At 75.0% G+C, this 25,537-nt stretch carries 14 protein-coding genes and 1 pseudogene; 9 read left to right on the top strand and 6 right to left on the bottom strand.

What is annotated here, in order from left to right; all coding sequences use genetic code 11:
- Nucleotides 1–59 precede the first annotated feature (59 nt).
- Nucleotides 60–299 carry a DUF397 domain-containing protein gene (locus tag LRS74_RS04265; RefSeq protein ID WP_277739713.1) on the top strand — a complete coding sequence of 80 codons (240 nt, stop codon included), beginning with the start codon at nucleotides 60–62 and terminating at the stop codon, nucleotides 297–299.
- Nucleotides 300–387: 88 nt separating this feature from the next.
- On the opposite strand, the gene LRS74_RS04260 is transcribed toward LRS74_RS04265, so the two are convergent.
- Entirely contained in the window at nucleotides 388–1,470 is a 1,083-nt protein-coding gene (locus tag LRS74_RS04260; protein WP_277739712.1) for an isoafricanol synthase, read from the bottom strand.
- A gap of 233 nt (nucleotides 1,471–1,703) precedes the next feature.
- On the opposite strand from LRS74_RS04260, the gene LRS74_RS04255 reads away from it, so the two are divergent.
- Nucleotides 1,704–4,634, top strand: a complete 2,931-nt coding sequence (locus LRS74_RS04255; RefSeq protein WP_277744590.1) for an AAA family ATPase — start codon at nucleotides 1,704–1,706, stop codon at nucleotides 4,632–4,634.
- A gap of 469 nt (nucleotides 4,635–5,103) precedes the next feature.
- Nucleotides 5,104–5,604: a hypothetical protein gene (locus LRS74_RS04250; RefSeq protein WP_277739711.1), complete on the top strand. Its 501-nt coding sequence runs from the start codon at nucleotides 5,104–5,106 to the stop codon at nucleotides 5,602–5,604.
- A gap of 57 nt (nucleotides 5,605–5,661) precedes the next feature.
- Here LRS74_RS04250 and LRS74_RS04245 read toward each other — a convergent pair whose 3' ends face one another.
- Both LRS74_RS04245 and LRS74_RS04240 read right to left on the bottom strand, forming a co-directional pair.
- Entirely contained in the window at nucleotides 5,662–7,596 is a 1,935-nt protein-coding gene (locus tag LRS74_RS04245) for an N-acetylmuramoyl-L-alanine amidase (protein ID WP_277744589.1), read from the bottom strand.
- 347 nt (nucleotides 7,597–7,943) lie between these two features.
- The gene (locus tag LRS74_RS04240; protein ID WP_277739710.1) at nucleotides 7,944–9,038 is read right to left on the bottom strand and encodes an aminoglycoside phosphotransferase family protein; all 1,095 of its coding nucleotides are present in this window, start codon (nucleotides 9,036–9,038) and stop codon (nucleotides 7,944–7,946) included.
- A 237-nt stretch (nucleotides 9,039–9,275) separates the two neighbouring features.
- On the opposite strand from LRS74_RS04240, the gene LRS74_RS04235 reads away from it, so the two are divergent.
- Nucleotides 9,276–10,757: a hypothetical protein gene (locus tag LRS74_RS04235; protein ID WP_277739709.1), complete on the top strand. Its 1,482-nt coding sequence runs from the start codon at nucleotides 9,276–9,278 to the stop codon at nucleotides 10,755–10,757.
- A gap of 382 nt (nucleotides 10,758–11,139) precedes the next feature.
- On the opposite strand, the gene LRS74_RS04230 is transcribed toward LRS74_RS04235, so the two are convergent.
- Nucleotides 11,140–12,624, bottom strand: coding sequence for a SpoIIE family protein phosphatase (locus LRS74_RS04230; protein WP_277739708.1), 1,485 nt, complete (start codon nucleotides 12,622–12,624; stop codon nucleotides 11,140–11,142).
- A gap of 313 nt (nucleotides 12,625–12,937) precedes the next feature.
- Here LRS74_RS04230 and LRS74_RS04225 point away from each other — a divergent pair, with 313 nt between their 5' ends.
- The 5 genes and pseudogenes from LRS74_RS04225 to LRS74_RS04205 all read left to right on the top strand — a co-directional run bounded on the left by LRS74_RS04225 (nucleotide 12,938) and on the right by LRS74_RS04205 (nucleotide 23,091).
- Nucleotides 12,938–14,488 carry a HEAT repeat domain-containing protein gene (locus LRS74_RS04225; RefSeq protein WP_277739707.1) on the top strand — a complete coding sequence of 517 codons (1,551 nt, stop codon included), beginning with the start codon at nucleotides 12,938–12,940 and terminating at the stop codon, nucleotides 14,486–14,488.
- 550 nt (nucleotides 14,489–15,038) lie between these two features.
- A complete protein-coding gene (locus LRS74_RS04220; protein WP_277739706.1) occupies nucleotides 15,039–16,169 on the top strand; it encodes a glycosyltransferase family 1 protein in 1,131 nt (376 codons plus the stop codon).
- A 290-nt stretch (nucleotides 16,170–16,459) separates the two neighbouring features.
- Nucleotides 16,460–17,602 (top strand): annotated as a pseudogene (locus LRS74_RS04215) (glycosyltransferase); the annotation flags it as partial.
- Between the two features lie 530 nt (nucleotides 17,603–18,132).
- On the top strand, nucleotides 18,133–19,119 hold the full coding sequence (locus tag LRS74_RS04210; protein WP_277739705.1) for an SGNH/GDSL hydrolase family protein: 987 nt from the start codon (nucleotides 18,133–18,135) through the stop codon (nucleotides 19,117–19,119).
- A gap of 351 nt (nucleotides 19,120–19,470) precedes the next feature.
- A complete protein-coding gene (locus LRS74_RS04205) occupies nucleotides 19,471–23,091 on the top strand; it encodes a hydantoinase B/oxoprolinase family protein (RefSeq protein ID WP_277739704.1) in 3,621 nt (1,206 codons plus the stop codon).
- 618 nt (nucleotides 23,092–23,709) lie between these two features.
- Here LRS74_RS04205 and LRS74_RS04200 read toward each other — a convergent pair.
- Complete coding sequence (locus tag LRS74_RS04200; protein WP_277739703.1) at nucleotides 23,710–24,585, bottom strand: biotin-dependent carboxyltransferase family protein; 876 nt, start codon at nucleotides 24,583–24,585, stop codon at nucleotides 23,710–23,712.
- The gene (pxpB, locus tag LRS74_RS04195) at nucleotides 24,582–25,373 is read right to left on the bottom strand and encodes a 5-oxoprolinase subunit PxpB (protein WP_277744588.1); all 792 of its coding nucleotides are present in this window, start codon (nucleotides 25,371–25,373) and stop codon (nucleotides 24,582–24,584) included. Before pxpB ends, LRS74_RS04200 begins: the two co-directional genes overlap by 4 nt.
- Nucleotides 25,374–25,537 lie beyond the last annotated feature (164 nt).

Here is a 25,537-nt window from a genome sequence, read left to right as displayed (position 1 = left end):
CCCCACCGCCCGCCCTCGCTAGGGTGGGCGCCGGACGAACGACCGGGAGGAGCACGGACGTGGCCGACACCACCACGGAAGACCGGCTGAACAGCGAGCAGAAGCCCGAACTCGACCTCAGGGAAGCCGAGTGGCGGTCCAGCAGCCAGGGGGTCGGCGACGTCCAGATCGCCTTCGTCGAGGGCTATATCGCCATGCGCGACCGACGCGAGCCGGAGGGCCCGGCGCTGATCTTCACCCCCGCCGAGTGGCGCGCCTTCGTGCTCGGCGCCCGTGACGGTGAGTTCGACCTCACTTGAGCCCGCGCCGCGGACGCACAGGTGTGAGACGGCCCGGCGCCGCCCCTTCGGGGTGGCGCCGGGCCGTCTCCGCGTCCGTGGTCGACGACTAGCGCCGGTGCGTCGCCTGATGACCCGTCAGGTCGCTCCAGGGGCGCTGTCGTCCGCCGCCGACGGCCGCGACACCCCGCTCGTCGTACCGCGAGGTCTCCAGCGACCAGGCCAGGCTGCCGCTCATCAACTGCCGCATCCCGTCCGTGTAGGCGGCGGTGTGGCGCAGCAGCCGCGCCGAGGCGCCGGACGCCGCCAGCGTGGCCGGGAGCCGCTCGGACAGGTGCTGGAAGCGGTGGTAGCGGGCGTTGGCGAGATCGGCCACCCGACGCACGGACTCCTCCAGGGGGCCGCCGTCCCGCTCGTGCAGCAGGATCACGCTGTTGTGCACGTCCCCGGCGGCCAACTCCTTGTCCAGGGAGACGATGTCGTTGATGAAGATCACCACGTCGTCGGTGGCCTGTCGCATCTCGGCGAGCGGCCAGCCCGCGTGCAGCGCGGGCGGCAGCGTGCAGCCGGCGAACCGTTCATGCAGATCGAGGCAGGGCTGGACGCCCACGGAGTGCCGCTTGACGGCCAGCAGCGAGCGCAGGGAGCGCGGCGACTGGGCGCGGCGGTCCCGCGCCTCCCGCTTGTGGGCGAGCAGATAGCCGAGCCAGTGGCTCCGGAAGCGGTCCCGCCACCCCTGCGACACCCCGGAGTTGATGCGCCGCCACAGGTCGCGGAAGCTGGCGACGAGCGGGTTCGCGCCGCCGTCGGGGCCCCGGCCGGGCGGCTCCCCGGTCACCCGCACCACGCTGTCCACCAGGCGGGAGACGGCGTCCGGGCAGCACCCCAGCTCGCCGTCGAACTGGTCGTCGAAGACGAAGAACCAGCCGTTGAGGTCGTTGGCAAGATCCAGCGCGGCGCCCCTGGCCCGCGGGTAGAACAGCGCCGACAGCCGGTCCAGGCGCAGCGCGTCGTACTCCGCCGCCGCGGCCTTGTCGAACACCCCGTACCGCCGCAGCCACCGGATCGTGTGCCGCCTGGCGGCCTCGGCGTCGGGGCTGACCGCCGTGGAGACCGGTATGTCGAAGAGCGCGGCGCGCTCGGCGAGCGTTCGCCCCCGGGCGCGAGGCCGCACCGTACTGGTTTCCGTCATGTCCCACCGTCCCCACCCGCACCATCTGCCGTACGGAGCCGGGGAGCTGACGCCCCCTCCGGATCCGTTTGAGCCATCGTCCGTGATCAGTGAAGTGGCCGATAGGGCGAATGTCGAAGTGGCGTGTGCCATTGGCCCATGCCCGGCGAAGTTCCCCCTTCGGCTGCTACGGAGAGTCCAGTGCTACTACGCTCAGCGTTACCTGTGGAAGGGGCGTAGAGGTGACCGAGGGCATGGGGAACAGGATCCGGCCGGGCCGGAGGTTAGTGGAGCGCGAAGCGGAGATCGACGCGATGGAACGCGCGTTGACCGGTCTGTGCGGCGCCCCGGACGACGCCTCGGGACGGCGCGCGGGCGGAGTGATCGCCTTCGCCGGACCGGCCGGCGTCGGCAAGACCGCGCTGCTCGCCGAGGTCCGCCGCAGCGCCGTCGCACGCGGCTGCACGGTGCTGACCGCCCGCGGCGGAGAGCACGAGCAGGGGCTGGCCTTCCACGTCGTGCGCCAGCTCGTCCAGCCCGTGCTCGCCGCCGCCACCGAGGAGCAGCACCGCGCCATCCTCGGCAGCTGGTACGACATCGTCGCGCCCGCCGTGGGGCTGGTGGTGCCCAAGGACGGCGGCGCGCCCGACCCGCAGGGCGTGCGCGACGGCCTGGACTGGCTCGTGACCCGCTTCGCGGTGCAGCGCGCCCCGGTCGTGATGATCCTGGACGACGCCCACTGGGCCGACACCGAGTCCCTGGACTGGCTCACCGGCTTCGCGCCCCGCGCCGAGGACCTACCCATGCTGCTGGTCGTCGGCTACCGCCCGGAGGACCTCTCCGCCGACGCCGCCGCCTTCCGCAGGCTCGCCGAGCGCCAGGGCTCCCGACCCCACCTGCTCGCCCCGCTGACGCCCGGCGCCGTCGGCCGCATCGTCCGCGACGCCATCGGCGACGAGGCCGACGAGGCGTTCTGCCGCGAGTGCTGGGCGGTCACCGGCGGCAACCCCTTCGAAGTCGTCGAGCTCGCCGCCAAGGTCTACGACCGCGAGCTCAAGCCCGGCTCGTCGAGCGCCGCGGAGCTGCGCCAGATGGTCTCCATGGCCAAGGACAGCGGCCTCATCGAGCGGCTGGAGCGGCTCGGCACCTCCGCGGTGCGCCTGGCCTGGGCCGTCGCCGTCCTCGGCGCCGAGGCCACGCCGACCCTGGCCACCGCCGTCGCCGCGATCAGCAGCGGGGACACCCCGGACCTCGTGGCCCGGCTGCGCGACGCGCGCATCCTCGCGCCCGCCCCGACCGGAGCCGGCAAGCCCTTCGAAGAGCGGCTGGAGTTCTTCCATCCCCTCGTCGCCACCGCGGTCTACCGCGCCATCCCCGGCAGCCTGCGCGTCGCGATGCACGGTCAGGCCGCCACGGCCGCCATCGGCGCGGGGCTGGGTGCCGCGGCCGCCGGACGGCATGTGCTGGAGATGCATCCCGAGGCCGATCCGTGGGTCGTCCAGCAGCTGCGCGAGGCCGCCCGCGAGTACCTACGGGCCGGCGCCCCGGACGCCGCCCGCCGCTGCCTCGCCCGCGCCCTGCGCGAACCGCCGGCCATGGAGGAGCGCGCCGCCGTCCTCTTCGAACTGGGCTGCTCCGCGCTGCTCACCGAGCCGGCCATCACCGTCAACTACCTGAAGGCCGCGCTGGAGGAGCCGGTCCTCGACTCCGCCCTGCGCGACGCCATCACCGTCCGTCTCGCGCAGGCGTACGGGCACAGCGGTCACATGGAGGAGGCCGCGCGGATCGTCGCCGCCGAGGCCCGGGCCGCCACCAGCGCCCGCACCCGGCTGCGTATGCAGGCCGAACAGTTCATGTGGAACGCCTTCCGGGCCGACGAGGCGGACTCCCCGGCCCGCTCCCGGCGGCTCGCCCGACTGGTCGAACACCTCAGCGGCCGCGGCCTGGCCGAGCGGTACCTGCTGGGACTCCGCGCCTGGGACGCGGTCGTGCGCGGCGAGAGCGCCGACTCCGCACTGCGGTACGCGGAGGCCGCCCTCGGCGACGGACTCGACTGGACCGACGACAACTGGGGCTTCGAGGTGCCCGTCCTCGTCGCCCTCACCTTCATGTACTGCGACCAGCCCGGCCGCGCCGAGGAGCTGTTCCACCAGGGCATCGCCGAGTGTGAGCGCAAGGGCTGGCGCGGCTCCCACCTGTCCTTCGGACTCACCCTGCTCGGCTACGTCCGCTACCGACGCGGCCGCCTGGGCGAGGCCGAGGAGCTGGTCCGCGAGGGTCTGCGGATCTCCGCGCGCGTCGGAGCCTCCACACCCGCCGAGTGGGCCGCCGTCGGCACCCTGGTGCTGACCCTCATCGGCCAGGGACGCACCGAGGACGCCCAGCGGGTGGCCGTCGAGTACGACTACGGGCAGAGCGTGCCCAAGGCCGTCGTGTACCCCGACGCCCAGGCCGCCCACGGCGAACTGCTGCTGGCCACCGGACTGCACCGGGAGGCCCGGCAGCAGCTCGCCGCGGCCGGCCGCCGTCTCGACGCGCGAGGCTGGCGCAACCCCGCCTTCTGCCCCTGGCAGCCGCAGCTCGCCCGCGCCCTGGCGCTCACCGACCCGGCCGCGGCCGTGGAGACCGCGGCCGACGCCGTCCGCCGGGCCCGCCAGTTCGGCACGCCCTCCGCGACCGGACAGGCGCTGCACGCCGCCGCCTCCGTGGCCACCGGGAGCGAGCGGATGACGCTCCTCGCCGAGGCCGTCAGCCACCTGGAGCGGTCGCCCGCCGCCTACGACCTGGCACACGCCCTCGTCGACCACGGTGCCGCGCTACGCCGCATCGGCCTGCCACAGGAGGCCGGCGACCGGCTGCACCGCGGGCTGCGCGGCGCCCTCCAGTGCGGCGCCGACACCCTCGCCGCGCGGGCCCGCGACGAGCTCTCGGCGATCGGGCTGCGTTCGCTGCGGCTGCGCGTCGACGCCACCGGCGCCCTGACCCGGCAGGAGCAGGCCGTCGCCGAGCGGGCCGCCGCGGGCTGGACCGACGCCCGGATCGCGGACGAGCTCGGCCTGGCCGAGCGCGAGGTCGCCCGGCTGCTGTCCGCCGTCTTCCGCAAGGTCGGCACCGACCGCCCCGGGCTCGCCAGGGCCATCGGCACCGGCCTTCAACCGCCCGACGGCGCACCCGGAGGGCGCTGAGCGCTCCGCGGGACGTGCCGCGACGGGTCGTCGATCGCCTGCGGGCCGGTCGTGGCTGGTGGCGCCCTACGCGACGGCAGTCGCACATCCCCCACAGCCCCTGCCCCTTCAAGGCGCCGCCGCACCACAGCCGACGTCACCAGGGCCGCTCAGCCGCCTCGGGGCCACGCCGACGGGCCCCGCCGCCCGGCGCGGAGGGAGGCTGCCTCGGGGGGCGCGAGCGTTCGAGAGGGCCGGCCGCCCTCCGGGAGCCCCGGCGGGCCTCGCCCGGCACTCGCGTACCGGGACGGCCCAGCCGGCCCACCCGTCCCGGGAGGCGTCTCCGACATCCCGGAGCCCCACGGGAACCGGCCGGCGCGCGGCCGTCCGTCGGCGGGCCGGCCGCGCTGTGCGCCCCCGTCGTCGCGGGGTCGTCACCCCGGCCTCCCTTGGGCGCGGAGGGCGGCCTCGGCCACGTACCATGGTCCGCATGTCGTTCCTCCGCCGCCGCAGCGCCGCCACACCCACCGGCCCGGACTTCGACGTCCTGGCCATGGACCCGGGCGACTGGCCCGGCGATCTGGGGGCCGGCCTGCTGCCCGCGCCGGACGGCAGCTGCCAGGGCGTGTTCCTGCGCTACGACCTGTTCGGCGGCCGCGGCCCCGCGATGATCATCGGCAATCTGCCGGAGGGCTCGCCGGTCCGCGAGCTGGCCGAGGGACAGGTGCCGTTCGAGGTCACCCAGCTGCTGGCGGCGCTCGGCAACGACGAACCGGTCCAGGTGCTGGACGTCGAGGACACCCCGGTGATGCACGAGGACAACCTGCTCATCGTGCGCCGTGTCAAGCTCTCCGAGAGCCGCATCTCCTGCGCCCAGTTCGACCGCAGCGACGGCGTGCTCGTCACCATCGCCAGCTGGGACCGGCCGATCACCGACGACCTCTACCGGCTGCTCAAGCCGCTGCCCGCGGAGATGTTCCAGCAGAGCTGAGCCCGCCCGGAGCCCGGCCCGGGTCCGCTGAGCGCGCGGACCCGGACCGGGGACGCGCTAGCGGTCCGAGCGGCGCACATCCACATCGGCCGCCTTGACGAACGCCACCCGGTGCCCGAACTGGATCTGGTAGTACGTCTCCTGGCCGCGGACCACCGCGTGCCCGGCCGGGTCGAAGGTGGTCGCCCAGAGGTACTCGCCCTGGGTGCGCAGCCCCAACGCGTAGGACTGGCCCGCCAGCAGCTTGTACGGCAGCGGTGAGACCGGCTGCACGGGCACCCCCTTCGGATAGGCGGCCGGCTCCGGGTAGGCCCGCCCGTAGACGGGCACCTCGGCCCGGCCCTCCTTGGGCGTCACCACCAGCCCGCGGGCGTCCACCGCCGTCGGCCGCCGCGGCGGGTTGTGGAACCACGCCTTCTGTCCCAGGTACCACACCGCCGTCCACTCGCCCGCGCGGTCCGCGACCGCGTATCGCTGCCCGGTGGAGGCGCGGGCGCCGGTGTCGTTCACTCCGGTCGTCGAGGCGCCGCCGTCGGGGCGCAGCCCGATGTCCTTCACCAGCGGGGCGTCCGCGCTGGGCGCGGTGTGCAGCCGCACCGCCCCCGACCCGTGCGCCGTGCACGGCACCCCCGGCTTCCCGCACCCCGTGTAGACGGGTTGGTGGCTCGCGTAGTCGGGGCGGATGGTGACCAGCCCGCCCCAGCGGCCCGCGGTGCGCTGGAACGGGGCGCCCAGCAGAGTGAAGTAGTGCTGCCAGTCCCAGTAGGGGCCGGGGTCGGTGTGCATGCCGCGGATGGTCGTGGCCAGCGTGCCGGGGACGTTGTCGTGGCCCAGGATGTGCTGGCGGTCCAGCGGGATGTCGTACTTCCAGGCCAGATAGCGCACCAGCCGGGCCGACGAGCGGTACATCGCCTCCGTGTACCAGGCGTCCGGCGCGGCCAGGAAGCCCTCGTGCTCCAGCCCCACCGACTTGGCGTTCACATACCAGTTGCCCGCGTGCCAGGGGACGTCCCTGGTCGGCACGTGCTGGGCCACATGCCCGTCCGCCGAGCGCAGCGTGTAGTGCCAGGACACGTAGGTGGGGTCCTGGACCAGGCGGATGGCGGTGTCCCAGGAGCCCTCGGTGTCATGGACGATGATGTAGTCCACCTGCTGGGAGACCGGGCGGTCGCCCTTGTCGTGGTTGCCGTAGTCGCCGTCGCCGAACTCCTGGTACGGCGCCGGGATCCACTCGCACGCCACGCTCAGCGGACACTCGGTGCGCGGGTCCCGGCGCGGCACCCGAAGGTCGAGCGCGGACAACTGCTCCCGCTGCGGGTCCACCGCGGGCACGGCCTCCAGCACCATCCGCTCGCCCGCCTCGGTGGTGCGCCGCTCGCCCGCGCGGATCACCGCGAACACGTCGTCCGCGAAGACCGCCGCGGTGGCGGCGTCGTCGGCGCCGGAGTAGCCCGCCACCGCCCCGTACCAGTCGGCCGGGTCCCGGCTCAGCGGCAGCCCCAGCTCCCGCTGGGTGGCGGCGAGCAGGGCCGCGCCGCCGCGCACATTGGCCGTCTCGTCCCGGCGCAGCGCATCGGCGGGCAGCCCGGTCAGCCGCGCCGCGCGGTCCAGGGTGCGCAGCCGGGGCGGGAGTTCCCCGGGCGGCGGCACTTCGGCCGCGGGCGGTCTCGCCGGGCGGGCCGCGTCCCCGCGCGGGTCCTCGGTGCCATGGCTGTGGTGCGGGGTCTCGGCGAGGGCGGTGCGCGCGTCCGTGAGGTGCATCGGGCCGTATCCGCCGGTGACGCTGGGCGCGCCCCGGTGGCCGTCCCAGCGGGACTCCAGATACGCCACGCCCAGCAGCACGCTCTGCGGGACGCGGTACTCCTCCGCGGCCGCGGCGAACGCCTCCTGGAGCGTGTCGGGGGTGGCGCGGGGGGTGGCGGACGCGGCCGAGGTGGCGGACGGCGCGCAGACCAGGCCCGTCAGCAGCGCGGCGGAGGCGACGGCCACCATGGCGCGCGGCCGGGAGCCACGGCGACGGCCACCCGAGAGGGATGTTCGGGCCGGAACGGATCCTCGCAATGCAGCCTCCTTCAGGACAGGCCGAGCGTGGGGGCGGGGCGTGCGGGGCCGAACGACCTTAGAGGTAGCCGCTGCCGAACGTTCCGTCAACGACATGCGTACGCCCGGTGAGAACGCGTCGAGGGCTCGCACCGGGGTCTTTCCGGTGCGAGCCCTCGGGCCTGCGGCGCGTCACCGGTCCAGACCGGTGAACCCGTCGGGAGCGGCGCTCCGGCCCCGGCTTTGGGCCGGAGCGAACCGGCGACGCGCCCCTGGGGAAGCGGACGGGCCGGGCGGGATCAGCGGGTGCCGACCGCCGCCCGCACGGCGCGGCGCGCCATCGCGCAGTCGTCGTGCAGCCGGCGCAGCAACAGCCGCTGCTCCTCGCCGGCCCCGACGCCGGCCGCGGGGGCCGGGTCGGTCATCGTGCGGTGCACCGCGCTCTCGTAGGTGCGGATCTCCCGGGTCAGCACCAGCATCAGGTTGACCAGGAAGGCGTCCCGCGACGCAGGGCCCGAGGCCTGCGCCAGACTGCTGATCTCCCGCCGCGCCCCCGGAGCGTCCCCGAGCACCGTCCACAGGGTCGCCAGGTCGTACCCCGGGAGGTACCAGCCCGCGTGGTCCCAGTCGACCAGCACCGCTCCTGCGGGGGAGAGCAGGATGTTGTTTAACAGGGCGTCGCCATGACAGAACTCCCAGGGGCTCTGCCGCCCGGGCGCGTGGGCCAGCCCGTGCAGCAGCTTCTGCAGGTCGCCCATGTCCCGGTCGGTGAGCAGCCCCAGTTCGTGGTAGCGGGCCAGCCGGGCGGCGTAGTCGAGCGGAGCCTCGAAGTGGCCGGCCGGGGGCCGCCAGAGGTTGACCCGACGGATGGCGCCGAGCGCCGCGCGGACGTCCGTCCGCGGTGGCGTCTCCACCGGATGCCGCTGGAGCGCCGCGACCCGGCCCGGCGTCCGCTCGATGACCAGCGTGCAGTTGTCCGGATCCGCAGCGATCAGTCGTGGCACCCGCACCGGCGGGCGGTGCCGGACGAACGTGCGGTATGTCGCTATTTCCTGCTGGAACCGGACCGCCCAGGCGGGCGAGTGGTCCAGCAGGCACTTGGCGACCGCGGTGATCCGTCCGGTCGTCCCGATCAACAGTACGGACCGCCCGGTGCGCCGCAGCACCTGAACGGGGTTGAACTCGGGGCAGATCCGGTGCACGGCCGCGATCGCTGTGCGCAGTTGAGCGCCTTGAGGGCCGGACAAGTCGAGTCTCCCGCTGAGCGGTTGAGGGATGAGGCCCTGGGCCCGCCGCGCCCGTCCGCCGTGGGTGGGGTCGAGATACGGCCCGCCGCCGGGGTGCTGGCGGTACGGCCGGGATGGGGCGGACACGGAGGACGATGCTGCGTACATGGGCAATACAGATCCCTTCGTGTTCCGACGAATCGCGTGCGCCGTCCCGGCCCCGGTGGGCGCGCCGCACCCTGGGGAATGCGGTCCGTCCGCCGGGCCGGGATGGCGCGTTCCTACACCACACCCACCCGCGGGTGGCACACCATCTGGCGGACCCTGGCGAACCCTGGCGAATGCTCGCGGTGGCTGCCGGGACCCCGTTAGTGTCAAGACAGCCGAGGAACCTGGGGGCTTGACGTGACGAGGGAACCCAACACCCGACTTGCGGACCTGTTCGGCCTCGCCGGATGGTCCAAGGGCGAACTCGCGAGGCTCGTGAACCGGAAGGCGGCGGCCATGGGCCATCCGCAACTGGCGACCGACACCTCTCGGGTCCGGCGCTGGATCGACACCGGCGAGACGCCGCGCGACCCCGTGCCGAAGGTCTTGGCAGCCCTGTTCACCGAGCGTCTCGGTCGTGTCGTGACCATCGAGGATCTCGGCTTCGGGCGACATGGACGCGTGGGGCGGGGAAAGTCCGGCGACGGACTGCCCTACGCGTCGGATCGTATCGCCGCGGTCCTCACCGAATTCACGGGAATGGACCTTATGTTCAACCGACGCGGCTTGGTGGGCGCGGGCGCCGCGCTCGCCGCTGGATCCGCCATCAGCAACGCCATGCAGGACTGGCTGCGCACCGACCCCAACCTCGCCACCGACGCCCCACGGACCACCGACCCCCTCTCCCTCGACCAGGCCGGCTACGACCGCTACGAGGCGGCGCCCGTCGGCTCCGACGAGGTCGTCGCGCTGGAGACCTCCGTCGAGATCTTCCGCGCCTGGGACGCCCAGCGCGGCGGCGGACTCCAGCGCAAGGCCGTCGTGGGCCAGCTCAACGAGGTGGGCGGCATGCTCTCGTACCGCCACCCCGAGCACCTGCAGCGCAGGCTGTGGGGGGTGGCGGCCAACCTCGCCGTGCTGGCGGGCTGGATGTCCCACGACGTGGGCCTGGAGCCGACCGCCCAGAAGTACTTCATCATCGCCGCGCACGCGGCCCGCGAGGGCGGCGACCGGCCACGGGCCAGCGAGGCGCTGTCCCGCTGCGCCCGGCAGATGGTCCATCTGGGCCGGCCCCAGGAGGCCCTGGACCTGATGCAGCTGGCGAAGTCCGGCGCGGGCGAGGAGACACTGCCGCGCACCCGCGCCATGTTCTGCACCATCGAGGCATGGGCGCAGGCGTCCATGGGCCACGGCCAGGCGGTGCGTCGCACCCTGGGCGAGGCGGAGGAGCTGTTCGTCTCCGACCGCGGCGACGTGCCCCCGCCGAGCTGGATGCAGCTGTTCAACGAGGCCGATCTGCACGGCATGCAGGGGCTGGTCTACCGCACCCTGGCGGAGCACGATGCCGGCGCCGCGGTCATCGCCCAGCGGCACGCCAAGGAGGCCCTGGACATGCGGGAGAAGGGCCGCCAGCGGTCCACCATCTTCGACCACATCTCCATCGCCTCGGCGTGCTTCATCGACGACGACCCGGAGCAGGCCGACACCTACGCGCGGATGGCGCTCCTCTCGATCCGGGACAACTCCTCGCACCGGACGTGGGACCGGCTGCGGGAGATGTACCGACTCACCGGCCAGTACGCCGGCAACGAGCGGATCAGGGAGCTGCGTGAGGAGATCTCGCAGGCGATGCCGTCCAAGCCCAAGGGGCTCAACAAGGGCGGTAGCGCGACCGTGTAGCCCGCGTCCCGGCGCTGGCGCCGGGACGTCGGCCAACGGGGTCTGCCACATCGACCACATCGACTCGACCACATCGACGCGGATCAACCAGACCTTGATCAACTAGACCGTGATCAACCACGCCGTGACCAACCACGCCGTATGAGTCCGGGACGTCATGGCAGCAGCCACGGTGACGGGATCCGTCAACGTGTACGAGATCCATCACGGTGTACGGGATCGGTCCCGGCTTGGGTGACGGCTCGGGTGACGGTCGCGGGGTCACCATGTCCACGGCCACCATGTCCCCGGCACGGGGTCACGACGGTCCGCGGTGCTCGCTATGAGGTGACGGCTATGAGGTGACCGCTCCTACGAGGTGACCGCTATGACGAGGTGACGGCTACGAGGTCACCCTGGCGATCAACACACATGCGTCGTCCTCGCGCTGCTTGTCGGCGAACGCCTCCGCCACCGCGCGGACGCACTCCTGGGCACTCCGTGCCGCGGTGAGCCGTGGCGCGAGCTCCAGCAGCCGCTCGGTGCCCGCGTCCGCGTCCCGATCCGCACCGTGGGGTGTGAGCCCGTCGGTGCGCAGCACCAGCAGGTCGCCCGGTTCCAGCTGCTCGCTGGTCTGGGCGTAGACGGCACCGGAGGTGGCACCGAGCAGCACGCCCTCCGGTGGCTGTAGGGCGCGCCCCGTCCCGCCGCGGAAGAGCAGCGGGGCGGGGTGTCCCGCCTGGGCCCAGGTGAAGGTGCGCGTCGTCGCCTCGTAGGCCCCGCAGAGGGCGCTGCCGAGGGCGGGCTGGGAGGAGTCCAGCAGCCGGTTGAGGTGGCCCATCAGGGCGCCCGGTTCGACGCCGGCCATCGCCATCCCGCGCAGCGCCCCCAGCAGCATCGCCATGCCGGTCGTCGCGGCCACGCCATGGCCGGTGAGGTCGCCGACGGAGAGCAGGGTCCGCCCGTCGGCCAGGTGCAGCGCGTCATACCAGTCGCCGCCGATCAGGGCGCCGGTGGCGGACGGGAGGTAGTGGGCGGCGAGATCCAGCGCGGGGGCGTCGCCGTGCGGGAACCGCAGGGAGCCGCGCCACGGCGGGAGCACGGCCTCCTGCAGCTCGACCGCAAGCCGGTGCTCGGTGCGCACGATGTGCCGCTGGCGCTGCAGCGAGTCACGGGTCTCGCGCAACGCCCGCTGGCTTCGGCGCAGTTCGCTGACGTCCCGCAGCACGGCCCACATGGAGGCGGTGCAGTCGTCGGCGTCGAGCACGGGCTCGCCCACCATGTGCACCATGCGCACCAGCCCGTCGGGGCGCACGATCCGGAACTCGCCGTCGATGGGCTTGCCGTCCACCAGGCAGCCGGTGACCAGGTCGGTGAGGAGGGGCTGGTCGTCGGGGTGCAGCGAGCTGGGGAGCTCGTCGAGGGTGAGTCCGCCCTCCTCGGGGGAGCGGCCGAACATCCGGCACAGCTCCTCGGACCAGGCCACCTCGTCGGTGAGGAAGTTCCACTCGGCGCTGCCGACCCGGCCGAGCGGCGCGCCCGGCTCCGCGAGCCGGTCCGGCTCGGCCGTCGGCGCCGTGAGATCCCAGGCTCCGTCCCGGCCCGGTTCGGCGTCCGACCCATCCTCGGTCAGCTCCGTCGGGAGCCCTTCGCGTAACTGCCCGAGGTGCCGACCCAGGTCGTCGAGGTGGTGCACCGCGAGGTCACACAGGGCCCGCTGCCAGCGCAGCCGCGGGTCGTCCATGCGGTCGACGCCCATGGTCGCGGTGGAGCGGCGGACGGCGTCGACGCCTCCGCGCAGCCGCCGAGTCTGCGAGATGAGCGCGTCGACCCTGCCCCGTTCCGGGGGCTGGGCGGCGGGATGGTCCGCAGATCGAGGGGACGGCATGACGTACTCCGATACAGGCGCGGCGCCGGCTGGTCCGATGGGACAGGACCGGTTACGACTGTTGCACAGGCTGCGACATCACGTAAGGGATTCCGCAATACCCGATACGGTGGTGCTTCTGGCATATGCCATCGGCCTCTTTTTGGCATATCGGTCACGCACCTGCGGAGCGGCCCCTTCCGGTAGGCTGCGGCGCCTCGGGAAAACCGCAGCCATGCCGTTCATCGGGCATACCACGGCCGGACACCGGCAAGAATGGCGGTCGACGGAAATCCCGTTGCCACCCCAATACCCCGCACCGGATGCTGACCTCATGTTCGATCCAGACATAGCGCCCAGCGGCACGCTGCTCGGCCTCCTGCAGAGAGGCCGTGGCGACGGGACCCTGCACGCCCTCGCGGCGCCGCGGGCCGAGGCGCTCGCGGCACTGCACCACTGTGTGCTGCGTGATCCTCGCCGCGACTGGCAGGTCGAGAACCGCTCGCTCTACTACGCGCGCCTCTGCCTGGATCTCCAATGTGACCTCGGCGAAATCGAACAGCACCTTTTTCACCCCGACGATCTCCTGGACGACGCGGAGGAACGCACCGGCCTGGCCCTGTCCGTCCTCGGACACCTCGCCTCCTACGGGCGGGACGACGCCCTGCTGCTGCTCCGCCGCTACGCGGCCTCCGGGACCAACTGGACCTGGGCGCTGGACGAGCTGGCGCTCCGCGACGACGACGGCGGGCTGCGCGGTCTCGCCCCGGCGATCCTGGGCCGGTTCCCCGCCTCACCCGAGGGCGACGCCGAGCTCGCCGCCGCGGTGCGCGGCGCGTACGAGCCCCGGCCCTGGCGGCTGTGGGCGGACGATCCGCGGCTCGGTGCCCGGGTGCGCGCCGCCCAGGAGCGCGGCGCCTTCGACCGCTGGCAGCGCCAGCTGCGGCCCACCGGCCCACGCCCGGGCTGGAGCGTTCGCGACGTGCTGCGGTGGGCCCAAGGGGAGCAGGACGCGCTCGACGCGCTCCCCGGCGCGCGCCGACACGACGCCGCGGCGCGCTGCCTGGCCGCCGTCGCCGGCCCCGAGGACCGCCCCGAACTGCTCGCCGCCGCCGCGGGCGCCCCGGACGCCGCCCGCGCGGCAGCCCTGCGCCACCTGGCGGAGACCGGCGACCCCGAGGTCCTCGACCTGATCGAGGCCGCCGTCACCGGCTTCGTCCCCGTGCGGCCCGCCCGCACCGTCGTCCCCGGCTCCGCGCCGGAGTCGGCCGCCGAGCCCCTGCGACAGCGGGGCGACGACCTCGCCCTCGATGTGTCGTCGCTGGTCATCGGCCCGACCTCGCCACTGGTCGCCGAGGCCGCCCTCGCCGCCTTCTCCCGGATGCGCAGCGTCGCGGCCCTGGACCGGGCCCGTGTCTGGGCGCCCCGGCCGGACGCCCTCGGCGAGGCGGCCGCGGAGATGCTCGCCTGCCGCGGCGGACAGTACGACGCGGGCCTCGTGCTCGCCGCACTGCGCCGGACCGTGCGCGCCGAGGGCCCCGACGCCCGCGCGCTGTGGCCGCTCGTCGACGGCGCCGGCCGCCTCGCCATCGGCTGCGCCGCTCCCGTGCTGCGGCACATCTACCGCGAGACCTCCTCCTCCCATCTGCGCGGCCGCGCCGCCCACGCGCTGGCCGCCACCGATCCCTCCTTCGCCGCCGGCTTCGCCGTCGAGTGCCTGTGGGACTGCGAGGAGAGCACCCGCGAACTCGCCGCCCGCCATGCCGCCACCGCCGACGACCGCGTGGTCACCCAGCTCCGCCGGCTGGCCACCGACCCGGCCGAGGAGGCCGAGGTCCAGACCGCGGTCCGCAGCCGCTTCGGCCCCGACACCACGTCGGTCTGACCCGAGGCCCGAGCGTCGAGGCCCGAGGCCCCAGCCCCGAGCCCTGAGCCGTGAGACCGGGGACGCAGCCCGAGGCTGTGGATCCGAGGCCCGAGCGCCGAGGCCCGAGCACCGAGTCCTGAGCTGCGGGGTCGAGACGTCAGCCCGCAAGCAGTGGATCCGAGGGCCGGTGTCCGAGACCCGATATCCGAGACCGGGGGATCCAATTCCCGGGGGATCCATTCGCGGGTGCCGGAGACCCGAGGCTCGGGGTCCAGAGGCCGGAGACCGCAGGCCCGAGGCCCGAGACCGGAGAAGCTTCGGTTGGGCGGCGGCGCTGATCGAGGCGTTGCGCTGAGGCGGTCGCCGACCGGCCCCGATGGGCGGGTGCCCGGGCGTCGCCTTTCGTCCGCGGGGCCTTACCCGCGTACGGCGGGGAAACCGCTCGCGTGCGCCCGGGGGCGTTACCCGTAGCGTGCCCGCCGGGCGGGCGCCGAACGCTCATGGGACGTTTCACGCCGCGCAAGCTCCCCGCCGCCGGGGCTATCCCTGGTACGCCGAGAACACGGGTATGCGTGTCGCCATCGTGACCGAATCCTTCCCTCCCGACGTCAACGGGGTGGCCCACTGCGCGTTGCAGACCGCCCGGCACCTGCACCGGCGCGGCCACCACCCCCTCGTCATCGCCCCGGCCGGCCCCCAGGACGCGCCGACCGACGCCGACGTCGCCCACGACTTCCCCGTCGTCCGCATCCCGTCCCTTCCACTTCCCGGCTACCCCCAGGTGCGCGTGGCCCTCCCCAGCCGCCGGCTGGCCACCGCGCTCACGGCGCACGGCACCGAGATCGTCCACCTGGCCAGCCCCTTCGTCCTCGGCGCGCGCGGGATGAGCGCGGCCCTGCGGCTGCGGCTGCCCGCCGTCGCCGTCTACCAGACCGACCTGGGCGGCTACGCCCGTACGTACCTCGGTGCCGGCGAGGCCGCGGCCTGGCGGCGGATACGCGCGGTGCACACCGCGGCCGATCGCACTCTCGCGCCGTCCACCGCGGCCGCCCGCGACCTGGAGGAACACGGCGTGCCGCGCGTGGCGCTGTGGCCGCGCGGGGTGGACAGCGTGCGGTTCCACCCGCTCCGTCGCGACCTCGGGCTGCGCCGCGGCCTGGCGCCGGGCGGCGAGCTGCTCGTCGGCTACGTCGGCAGGCTCGCGCCGGAGAAGAGCGTGCACCTGCTCGCCCCGGTGAGCGAGCTGCCGGGCGTACGGGTGGTGATCGTCGGGGATGGGCCCGACGAGCCCGCGCTGCGCGCCGCGATGCCCCGCGCGCGCTTCCTGGGTCGTCGCACCGGTGGGGAGCTGGCCCGTGTCTTCGCCTCACTGGATGTCTTCGCGCACACCGGGGCGCAGGAGACCTTCTGCCAGACCGTCCAGGAGGCGCAGGCCAGCGGCGTGCCCGTGGTCGCCCCGGCGGTGGGCGGCCCGCTGGACCTGGTCGACCACGGGCGGACCGGCCTGCTCGTGCCGCCGGGTGACGCCGTCGCGTTGCGCGAGGCGGTGTCGGTGCTCGCGGCCGACCCGGCGCTGCGCGTGCGACTGGCCCATCAGGGCCGGGCGGCGGTCGCCGGCCGCACCTGGCGCGCGGTGGGCGACCAACTGATCGACCACCTGGCCGAGGTACTGGCGTCGCGCACGGCGGTGGCGGCATGAGCACGCGGGCCGGCGGTGGGCGCGTGCCCTCTCGTGAAGTCGGTCTCGGTGTCGGTGTCGGTCTCGGTGTCGGCGGAGTGCCGGGTGGTGCGCCGGGCGGCGGCAGCGGGAGCGTCCCGAGCCTGCCCGCTCTCGACGGCGCGCCCCGCGCGGTCGTGCGCGGTGACGGTGACGCGCCCCGCGTGGACGTGGGCGGTGGCGAAGGCCCGTCCCGCGCGGTCGTGCGCGGTGTCGACGGCGCGGCGCCCCGCGCGGAGGGGCGCGGTGACAGTGGCGCGCCCAGGGCGGACGTGCGCGGTGACGGTCGCCGATCGGCGCGGCCGCTGCGCATCGTGCGGCTGGCCAACTTCGTCAGCCCTGCCTCCGGCGGCCTCCGCACGGCCCTGCGCGAGCTGGGCGCGGGCTACCGGGCGGCCGGCCACGAGCCCGTGCTGATCGTGCCGGGCGAGCGCTCTTCCGACGGCTACACCGCCCAGGGCCGGGTGATCACGGTCCCCGGCCCCGTGATCCCCGGCACCGGCGGGTATCGCGTGCTGACCGATCGACGGCGGCTGGCCCGGCTGTTGGAGTCGCTCGCTCCCGATCGGCTGGAGGTGTCCGACCGCACCACCCTGCGGTGGACGGGGGAGTGGGCCAGACGGGCCCGCGTCCCGGCGGTGATGGTGTCGCACGAGAGCGCCGACGCGGTGCTGCGCACCTGGGGGGTACCGGAAGCGGCGGCCCGGCGCGTCGCCGACCGGCTCAACACCCGCACCTCGCTGGCGTATTCGCGGATCGTGTGCACCACGGCGTGGGCCGAGCGGGAGTTCGATCGGATCGGCGCGCGCAATGTCGTACGCGCCCCACTGGGCGTCGACCTCGACCATTTCCACCCGGCGCGCACCAGTGCGCTCCTGCGCGCCCGGCACGCGCGGGGAGCGTCGGTGCTCCTCGCCATGTGCTCGCGCCTGTCTCCGGAGAAGCGGCCGGGACGCGCCCTGGACTCGCTCGCCGAGCTGGTTCGGCGAGGGCTCGACCCCTTCCTGGTGGTCGCGGGTGATGGGCCGCTCCGCGCCCGGCTCGAGGCGCGAGCCCGCGCGGAACACCTGCCGGTGCGGTTCCTCGGTCACCTCGCCGACCGGGGCGCCCTCGCCGAGCTCCAGGCCAGCGCGGACGTCGTTCTCGCTCCGGGCCCCGCGGAAACCTTTGGCCTGGCCGCCCTGGAGGCCCTGGCCTGTGGCACCCCCGTGGTCGTCAGCGCCCTGTCCGCCCTCCCCGACGTCGTGGGCCCGGCGGGTGAGATCGCCTCCGACGACGGCCACGCCTTCGCCGACGCCGTCGAACGCCTTCTGGCCCGTCCCGCCACCGAACGTCGGCGCGCCGCCCGCGGCCGCGCCGAACGCTTCGGCTGGCCCGAGGCGGTCGCGGCCTTCCTCGACGCCCACGACGCCCCGCCTGTCCATGGGGGCGCCCCGGCCCCGCCGCCCGCCGCGTGCCTCGCGGATGCCGCGGATGCCGTGGGTGACGCGGGTGACGCGGGCCCCGCGTACGGGCGGGACTCGGCGGGCGTGGTGACCGCGAAGGCCGGGGCGTCCGGGGCGTCCGGGGAGTCCGTGGCAGGGGTGCGGGAAGGGAGCGACGCGGGCGTGGAGAGTGCCGCAGCCGCCCCGCGCGGTGCCCGGCTCATAGCCGTCGACGACGGCCGTGGCGGCGAGCCCGCGGCTCCCGCCTCCGGCGTCGGACGTGGACCGACGACGCGAGGCACGCCCCCTGTGCTCGCCCCAGAGGCCCCAAAGGCCCCGGCGGTGCCGGAGGTCCCCACCGTCCCGAAGTTCCCGGCGGTGCCAGAGGTCCCCACGGTCCCGAAGTTCCCGGCGGTGCCAGAAGTCCCGGGTGCCACGGCTCCTCCGGCCACGCCGCTCCCGGTGACGCGGACCGCGCGGGGCGCGGCGGCGAAGCGACGACCGACCATGGAGGACGCGAGATGAACGCGCGTCCCGTCGTGGTCGACGCGCCCCCGCGCGGAGTGGCCTGCGTCGGCGATCCACCGGCGCTGCGGTATGCGGCGCTGGGAGACTCCCTCACCGAGGGGCTCGGTGATCCGGCGGCCGGGGGCGGTTGGCGCGGATGGGCGGCGCTGCTGACCGAGGGGCTGGCCGGGCCGCCGTCCGCGGTGGAGCTGGTCAACCTGTCCCGGAGCGGTGCGCTCGCCGCCGACGTGGCAGGTCCGCAGCTGGCCGCGGCGCGCCGGCTGCGGCCGGATCTGGCGTCGGTGGTGGTGGGCGGCAACGACACGTTACGCGCGGCCTTCGACATCCGGCGGGTGGCCGAGTCCCTGGACCGGACGATCGGCTCGCTCCGCGCGGACGGCAGCGTGGTGCTCACCGCGTGTCTGCCCGACCCGGGCCGGATACTCGGGCTGCCCGCCCCGCTCGCCCGTCCGCTGGGCCGGCGGATGGCGGCGGTGAACACCGTGGTGCACGCGCTGTCCGCCGCGCACGGCGCGGTGCATGTGCACGTGGCCCGCTTCCCATGGGTGGCGGACCGCGCGGTGTGGAGCGTGGATCGGCTGCACCCGAGCGAGCTCGGTCACCGGCTGCTCGCGCGGGAGTTCCACGCCGCCCTCGCCGCCCGCGGGCTGGCCACCGGGCCGGCCCCGTCCCTGACGCCCGAAAGGCCGGCGCCCAGTCCGGCGGCCAGCGCCTGGTGGCTGGCCACCCGTGGCACCCGCTGGGTCCTCGACCGCTGCGTCGACCTGCTGCCGGGGCTGCTCTCCCTCGCCGTCGCGGAGGCCCGCCACCGCCTGCTGCGCACCGATCACCTCCTCGACGACCGGGTCCTGCGCGCGACGGAGGAGGCTCTCGCGGCCGTGGAGCGCGCCCGCTCGTACGACCTCACCGTCGCCCGGCCCGCCCCGGGCCTCCCGGGGCCCCGGCGAGCCGGGGCCCACGCCACGGCCGCGGAGGGCTGACCCCGTCGCGGCGTAGAGGCGTGCCGGCGGAAGGGTCGGCGTCCCGTCGTACCTCAGGGCCGAGTCGGCGTCCGCTGTGGCTCAGGGCCGGGTCGGCGTCCCGTCGTACCTCAGGGCCGGGTCGGCGTCCGTCGTACCTCAGGGCCGGGTCGGCGTCCGCCGTGGCTCAGGGTCGGGCCGGCGTCCGCCGTCGGCGTGCCGTCGCCTCACCCGCGTCGCCCGCCTCACCCGCGTCGCCCGCGTCGCCCGGGTCCCGCGGCCCGATCCCCGACACCCTCGCCCCGCCGGTCCCCGCACCGCCGCCCGCCGCCGTCATCCCATATCTGGACATTCCGCTGCGACAATGGCGAGGTGACAACGGAGCGCTGGGAGTTCTGGATCGATCGCGGCGGCACCTTCACCGATGTGGTGGGGCGCCGGCCGGACGGACGGCTCGTCACCCGGAAGCTGCTGTCGCACCATCCCGAGCGCTACCGGGACGCGGCCGTCGCCGGCATCCGCCGGACCCTGGGCCTCGGCCCCGACGAACCCGTGCCGGCCGATCGCGTGGCCGTGGTCAAGATGGGCACCACGGTGGCCACCAACGCCCTGCTGGAGCGCAAGGGAACCCCCACCGTGCTCGTCATCACCGAGGGCTTCCGGGACGCGCTGCGCATCGCGTACCAGAACCGGCCGCGCCTGTTCGACCGGCGGATCCTGCTGCCCGAGGCGCTGTACGACCGGGTGATCGAGGTGCCGGAGCGAGTGGACGCCCACGGCGGCGTCGTACGGCCGCTGGACCTGGACGCGGTCGCCCGGGACCTGCGCAGGGCCCACGACGACGGGTTCCGCAGCGCGGCGGTGGTGCTGCTGCACGGCTATCGGCACGCCGCGCACGAACGAGCGGTCGGAGCGGCCGCCCGTGAGGCCGGGTTCACCCAGGTGAGCTGCTCCCACGAGGTCAGCCCGCTGATGAAGCTCGTACCGCGCGGGGACACCACCGTCGTGGACGCCTACCTCTCGCCCATCCTGCGCCGCTACGTCGAGGACGTGGCGGCCGAACTGCCCGGCATCCGGCTGATGTTCATGCAGTCCAACGGCGGGCTGCGGGAGGCCGCGCACTTCCGCGGCAAGGACGCGGTGCTGTCCGGGCCGGCCGGCGGCGTCGTCGGCATGGCCCGGTCCTCCGGGGAGGCCGGACACGACCGGGTGATCGGCTTCGACATGGGCGGCACCTCCACCGACGTCGCGCACTACGCGGGCGAGTTCGAGCGGGTCTTCGGCACCGAGGTCGCGGGCGTGCGGATGCGCGCCCCCATGATGAACATCCACACCGTCGCGGCGGGCGGCGGATCGGTGCTCCACTTCGACGGCCGTCGCTACCGCGTGGGACCCGACTCGGCCGGCGCCGACCCCGGCCCCGCCTGCTACCGGCGCGGCGGTCCGCTCACCCTGACCGACGCCAATGTGATGCTCGGGCGGATCCAGCCCGCCCACTTCCCCGCCGTCTTCGGGCCGGACGGCGACCAGCCGCTGGACGCCGACACCGTCCAGGACCGCTTCGCCCGACTCGCCGACGAGATCACGGCCGCCACCGGCGACCGCCGCGGGCCCGAGGAGGTGGCCGCCGGCTTCCTCGACATCGCCGTGCTCAACATGGCCAACGCCGTCAAGAAGATCTCCGTGCAGCGCGGCCACGACATCACCCGCTACGCCCTCACCAGCTTCGGCGGTGCCGGCGGTCAGCACGCCTGCGCGGTCGCCGACGCGCTCGGGGTCGACACCGTCATCGTGCCGCCGCTCGCCGGTGTGCTCTCCGCGTACGGCATCGGGGTCGCCGACGCCACCGCCATGCGCGAGCAGGCCGTGGAGGCCGAACTGGGCGACGCGGAGGCCCTTCCGCGCGTGCGCGAGGTCTGCACCGGACTCGCCGAGCGCACCCGCGCGGAGCTGCTCGCCGACGGCGTCCCCGAGGAGTCGATCAGCACCGCCGCGCGGGTCCACCTGCGCTACGCCGGCACCGACTCCGCCATCCCCGTGGCGCTGGCCGACGCCACCGCCATGGGCGAGGAGTTCGTCCGCGCGCACCGCGCCCGCTACGCCTTCACCATGGACAAGCCGCTGGTCGCCGAGGCGGTCTCGGTCGAGGCCGTCGGCGCGGCCTCCGACGCCGAGGGCTACGCCGTCGACCTGCCGCCGCGCGAGGGGCAGCCGCGCCCCGCCGGGGGCGTCCGCATGTTCAGCGAGTCTCGCTGGCAGGAGACCCTGCTCCACGAGCGCTCCGCGCTGCGCCCCGGTGACACCGTCACCGGACCCGCGATCATCGCGGAGGAGAACGCCACCACCGTCGTCGACCCGGGCTGGCGGGCCACCGTAGGCGACCGGGGCCATCTGCTGCTCGCGCGGGCGCGCCCCCGGCCGCGCACCACGGCGGTCGGCACCGATGTCGACCCGGTGCTGCTGGAGGTCTTCAACAGCCTCTTCATGGCCATCGCCGAGCAGATGGGCGTGCGGCTGGAGAACACCGCCCACTCCGTCAACATCAAGGAACGCCTTGACTTCTCCTGCGCCCTCTTCGACGCGGACGGCAACCTGATCGCCAACGCCCCCCACATCCCCGTGCACCTGGGCTCGATGGGGGAGTCCATCAAAGAGGTGCTGCGCCGCAACCGGGACGCCATGCGGCCGGGCGACGTGTACGCCATCAACGACCCCTACCACGGCGGCACCCACCTGCCCGACGTCACCGTCGTCACCCCCGTCTTCGACGACGCCGAGGACGACGGCGGCGACCGACTGTTGTTCCTCGTCGCCTCGCGCGGGCACCACGCCGAGATCGGCGGCGTCACCCCCGGCTCCATGCCCGCCTTCAGCCGCACCATCGAGGAGGAAGGCGTGCTCTTCGACAACTGGCTGCTGGTGCGGGACGGCAGGCTGCGCGAGGAGGAGACCCGCGCCCTGCTCACCGCGGGCCCGTACCCCTCCCGCGCGCCCGACGCCAACCTGGCCGACCTGCGGGCCCAGATCGCCGCGAACGAGAAGGGCATCCGCGAACTGCACCGCATGGTCGAACAGTTCGGCCTGGACGTGGTGCACGCCTATATGCGGCACGTCCAGGACAACGCCGAGGAGTCCGTGCGTCGTGTCATCACGGCGTTGCGCGACGGCTCGTACCGCTACGAGACCGACGACGGCGCGGTCATCCAGGTCGCCCTGCGCGTGGACCCCGCCGCGCGGTCTGCGGTACTGGACTTCGCCGGCACCTCCGCGCAGCAGGAGGGCAACGCCAACGCGCCCTCCTCCGTGGTCATGGCGGCGGTGCTCTACGTCTTCCGCACTCTGATCGCGGAGGACATCCCCCTCAACAGCGGCTGCCTGAAGCCGCTGGAGATCCGCGTCCCCGAGGGCTCGATGCTCGCGCCCGCCTACCCCGCCGCCACCGTCGCCGGCAACGTCGAGACCTCCCAGGCGGTCACCGGCGCGCTCTACGCGGCGCTCGGCATCCAGGCCGAGGGGTCCGGCACCATGAACAACGTCACCTTCGGCAACGACCGCGTGCAGTACTACGAGACCGTGGCCAGCGGGTCCGGGGCGGGCGAGGGCTTCGACGGCGCGGACGCCGTACAGACCCATATGACCAACTCGCGGCTGACCGACCCCGAGGTGCTGGAGTGGCGCTATCCGGTGAGGGTGGCGGACTTCGCGATCCGCGCGGGCAGCGGCGGCCGCGGCCGCTGGCACGGCGGCTGCGGCGTCACCCGGCGCATCCGCTTCCTGGAGCCCATGACGGTCGCGCTGCTGACCGGCCACCGCCGGGTGCCGCCGTACGGCATGGCGGGTGGCTGCCCCGGCGAGCTGGGCGCCAACGGCATCGAGCGGGCCGACGGCACCATCGAGAGTCTGGCCGGCCGCGCCGCGGCGGAGTGCGCCGCGGGCGACGTCCTGGTCATCCGCACCCCGGGCGGCGGTGGCTACGGCCCACCGCCGCTCTGACCCGGGGCGAGCGGCGTTCCGATCCGGGCGGGCCGGCTTTCCCACCCGGGCCCGGCCGGGGGTGTGCTCCGGGCCGGATCCGGGCAGGCAGGGCTCCGGCCCGGGCCGGTTTTCCGAGCCGGGTCCAGCCGTTGGGCTCCGGCTCGGATCCGGCCGCGCGGGGCTCCGACCGGGCCGTGCGGCAGCCGATACCCGCGCACCGCCGCCGCGCGGGTGGCCGTACGTCCGTTCCGGGGCTGCGGGTGGCCGTACGTCCGTTCCGGGGCCGCGCGCGGGTCGCCGTACGTCCGCGCTGCCGCCGCGCGGGGCGACGTGTCCGCGGCCGTCGCCCTCGTAGCCCGCACATGGACCGCGGCCGCCGCACCGAAGCCGAGCGCTGCCCGCGCCAGGCCGCCGACCGCGGCCACGCCGGCGCCCGACAAGCGTCCGACAAGGCGCTGCGGGACCCGTGCGCGCGGCTGGACGGGCACCTCGGACATTGCCTGGACGGGCACCTCGGATGGCCGCCGCCCCCGCTGGGACCTGTCCCGCGCCGCCCGGACGACGGCTCAGCGGCCCTCCGGACGACCGGCTCAGCGGCCCCCGGACGACCGGCTCAGCGGCCCCCGGGTGACCGGCTCATCGGCCACCTGGGCGACGCGGGACGAAACGGAGCGGGGTGCCGGGCACCGCCTGCGCCGCGGCCGCGAGCCAGGGCTCGGGGACGACACCGACCACCGGGTAGCCACCGGTCGTCGGATGGTCGGCGAGGAACAGCACCGGGCGGCCGTCGGGTGGCACCTGGAGCGCGCCCAGCACCATGCCCTCGCTGGGCAGCTCCCCGTCCCGGGCACGCTCCAGCGCCGGTCCCTCGGTGCGCAGCCCGATGCGGTTGCTGGCCGCCGAGACGCGGAAGTCCCCGGTCGCCAGGGTGCGCAGGCCCCGCGCGGTGAACCAGTCGTCGCGCGGCCCGAGGAGCACCGGGAGCACCAGCTCCGGCGCCGGTCCGGCGCCGGCGGCCGCGTCCACCGCCGGCGGCGGGCCGTGGGCGGCGCCGAGCCGCAGTACGGCGCCGTCGGCCAGGGGAGCGGGCCCCAGACCGGAGAGCAGATCGGTGGCGCGGCTGCCCAGCACCGGTTCCACGTCGATCCCGCCGTCGAACGCGAGATAGCCGCGCACCCCGTGGATGGCCGGGCCCGCCTCCAGCACCGCGCCGGCGGGCACCCGGAACGCCGCGCCCCACGGCGCGGGGCGGCCGTCGACGGTGACCGCGCAGGCGGCGCCGGTGACGGCCGCCGTGACCGCGCGGCGCACCCGTAGCGCACAGCCGGTCAGCGTGGTCTCCAGGGTGGCGGCCCGCTCGCAGTTTCCGACCAGCCGGTTGGCCAGCCGGTGCGCGGGCAGGTCGAGCGCGCCGGAACGCGGCACGCCCAGGTGCGCGTGGCCGGCCCGGCCCAGGTCCTGGACGGTGGTCAGGGCACCCGCCCGCACCACCGCGAAGGCGCTGTCCGTCACTTCGCCCGCGCTCCCTTCCGGGTCCTCCGCGGCTCCGTCCCGAGGCCCCGCGCGGCGTCGGCCGCCTCCTCCGGGTCTCCGGTGGCCTCGCGGCCTTCGGTGTCCTCGGGGGCTTCGGCGTCCTCGCGACCTTCGGCGTTCCTGGGGACATCGGCGTCCCCGCGCGGCACGAAGCGCACGCGGGTGCCGGGGGAGAGGAGGGCCGCAGGGGTCCGCGCGGTGTCCCACAGCACCGCGTCCGTGGTGCCGATCAGTTGCCAGCCGCCGGGGGACGAGCGCGGATAGACACCGGTGTACGGGCCGGCCAGGGCGACCGAGCCGGCCGGCACCCGGGTCCTGGGCGTGGCCCGGCGCGGCACATGGAGCTCGCGCGGGAGGCCGGTGAGGTATCCGAAGCCCGGCGCGAAGCCACAGAAGGCGACCCGGAATTCGGTGGCCGCGTGGATCCGTGCCACCTCCTCGGGCGCCACCCCCCACACCGCGGCGACGTCGGCCAGGTCCGGGCCGTCGTAGCGGACCGGGATCTCCAGAGTGGGGCCGTGGTCGCGGGCGAGCGGCGGGACCCGCCACTCGGCCACCTCGGCGGCGAGCCGGGCCGGCTCCGCGACCCCGTCGAGCAGCACGGTGCGCGCCGCTGGGACGACGACACGCACGGGCGGCAGTTCACGCGCCTCCGCGCGGCGCAGCACTTCGGCGTGGAGCGCCTCGGCCGCCTCGGGGCCGTCCGCCCCCTCGGCCGGTTCCACCTCCAGCAGCAGCGCGTGCTCGCCGACCGGCAGACCGCGCACCCGGATCTCCGGCGCACCGCACGGGGGTGGTGGGGATGCGACCGCCTCCGCGTTCGTCGCGCGGTCCCCCGGGCCGCCGGGCACCGTACGGGCGCCCACGGACGGCCGGGCGTCGCGGACCGCGCGGGCGTCGCCTACGGTCTCGCATGCCGCGCGGGCCTCTC

This window comes from Streptomyces sp. LX-29 (genome assembly GCF_029541745.1).
Taxonomy (GTDB): domain Bacteria; phylum Actinomycetota; class Actinomycetes; order Streptomycetales; family Streptomycetaceae; genus Streptomyces.
The sequence above is the reverse complement of the archived record's forward strand: the minus strand, read 5'-3'. Positions and strand labels throughout refer to the sequence as shown.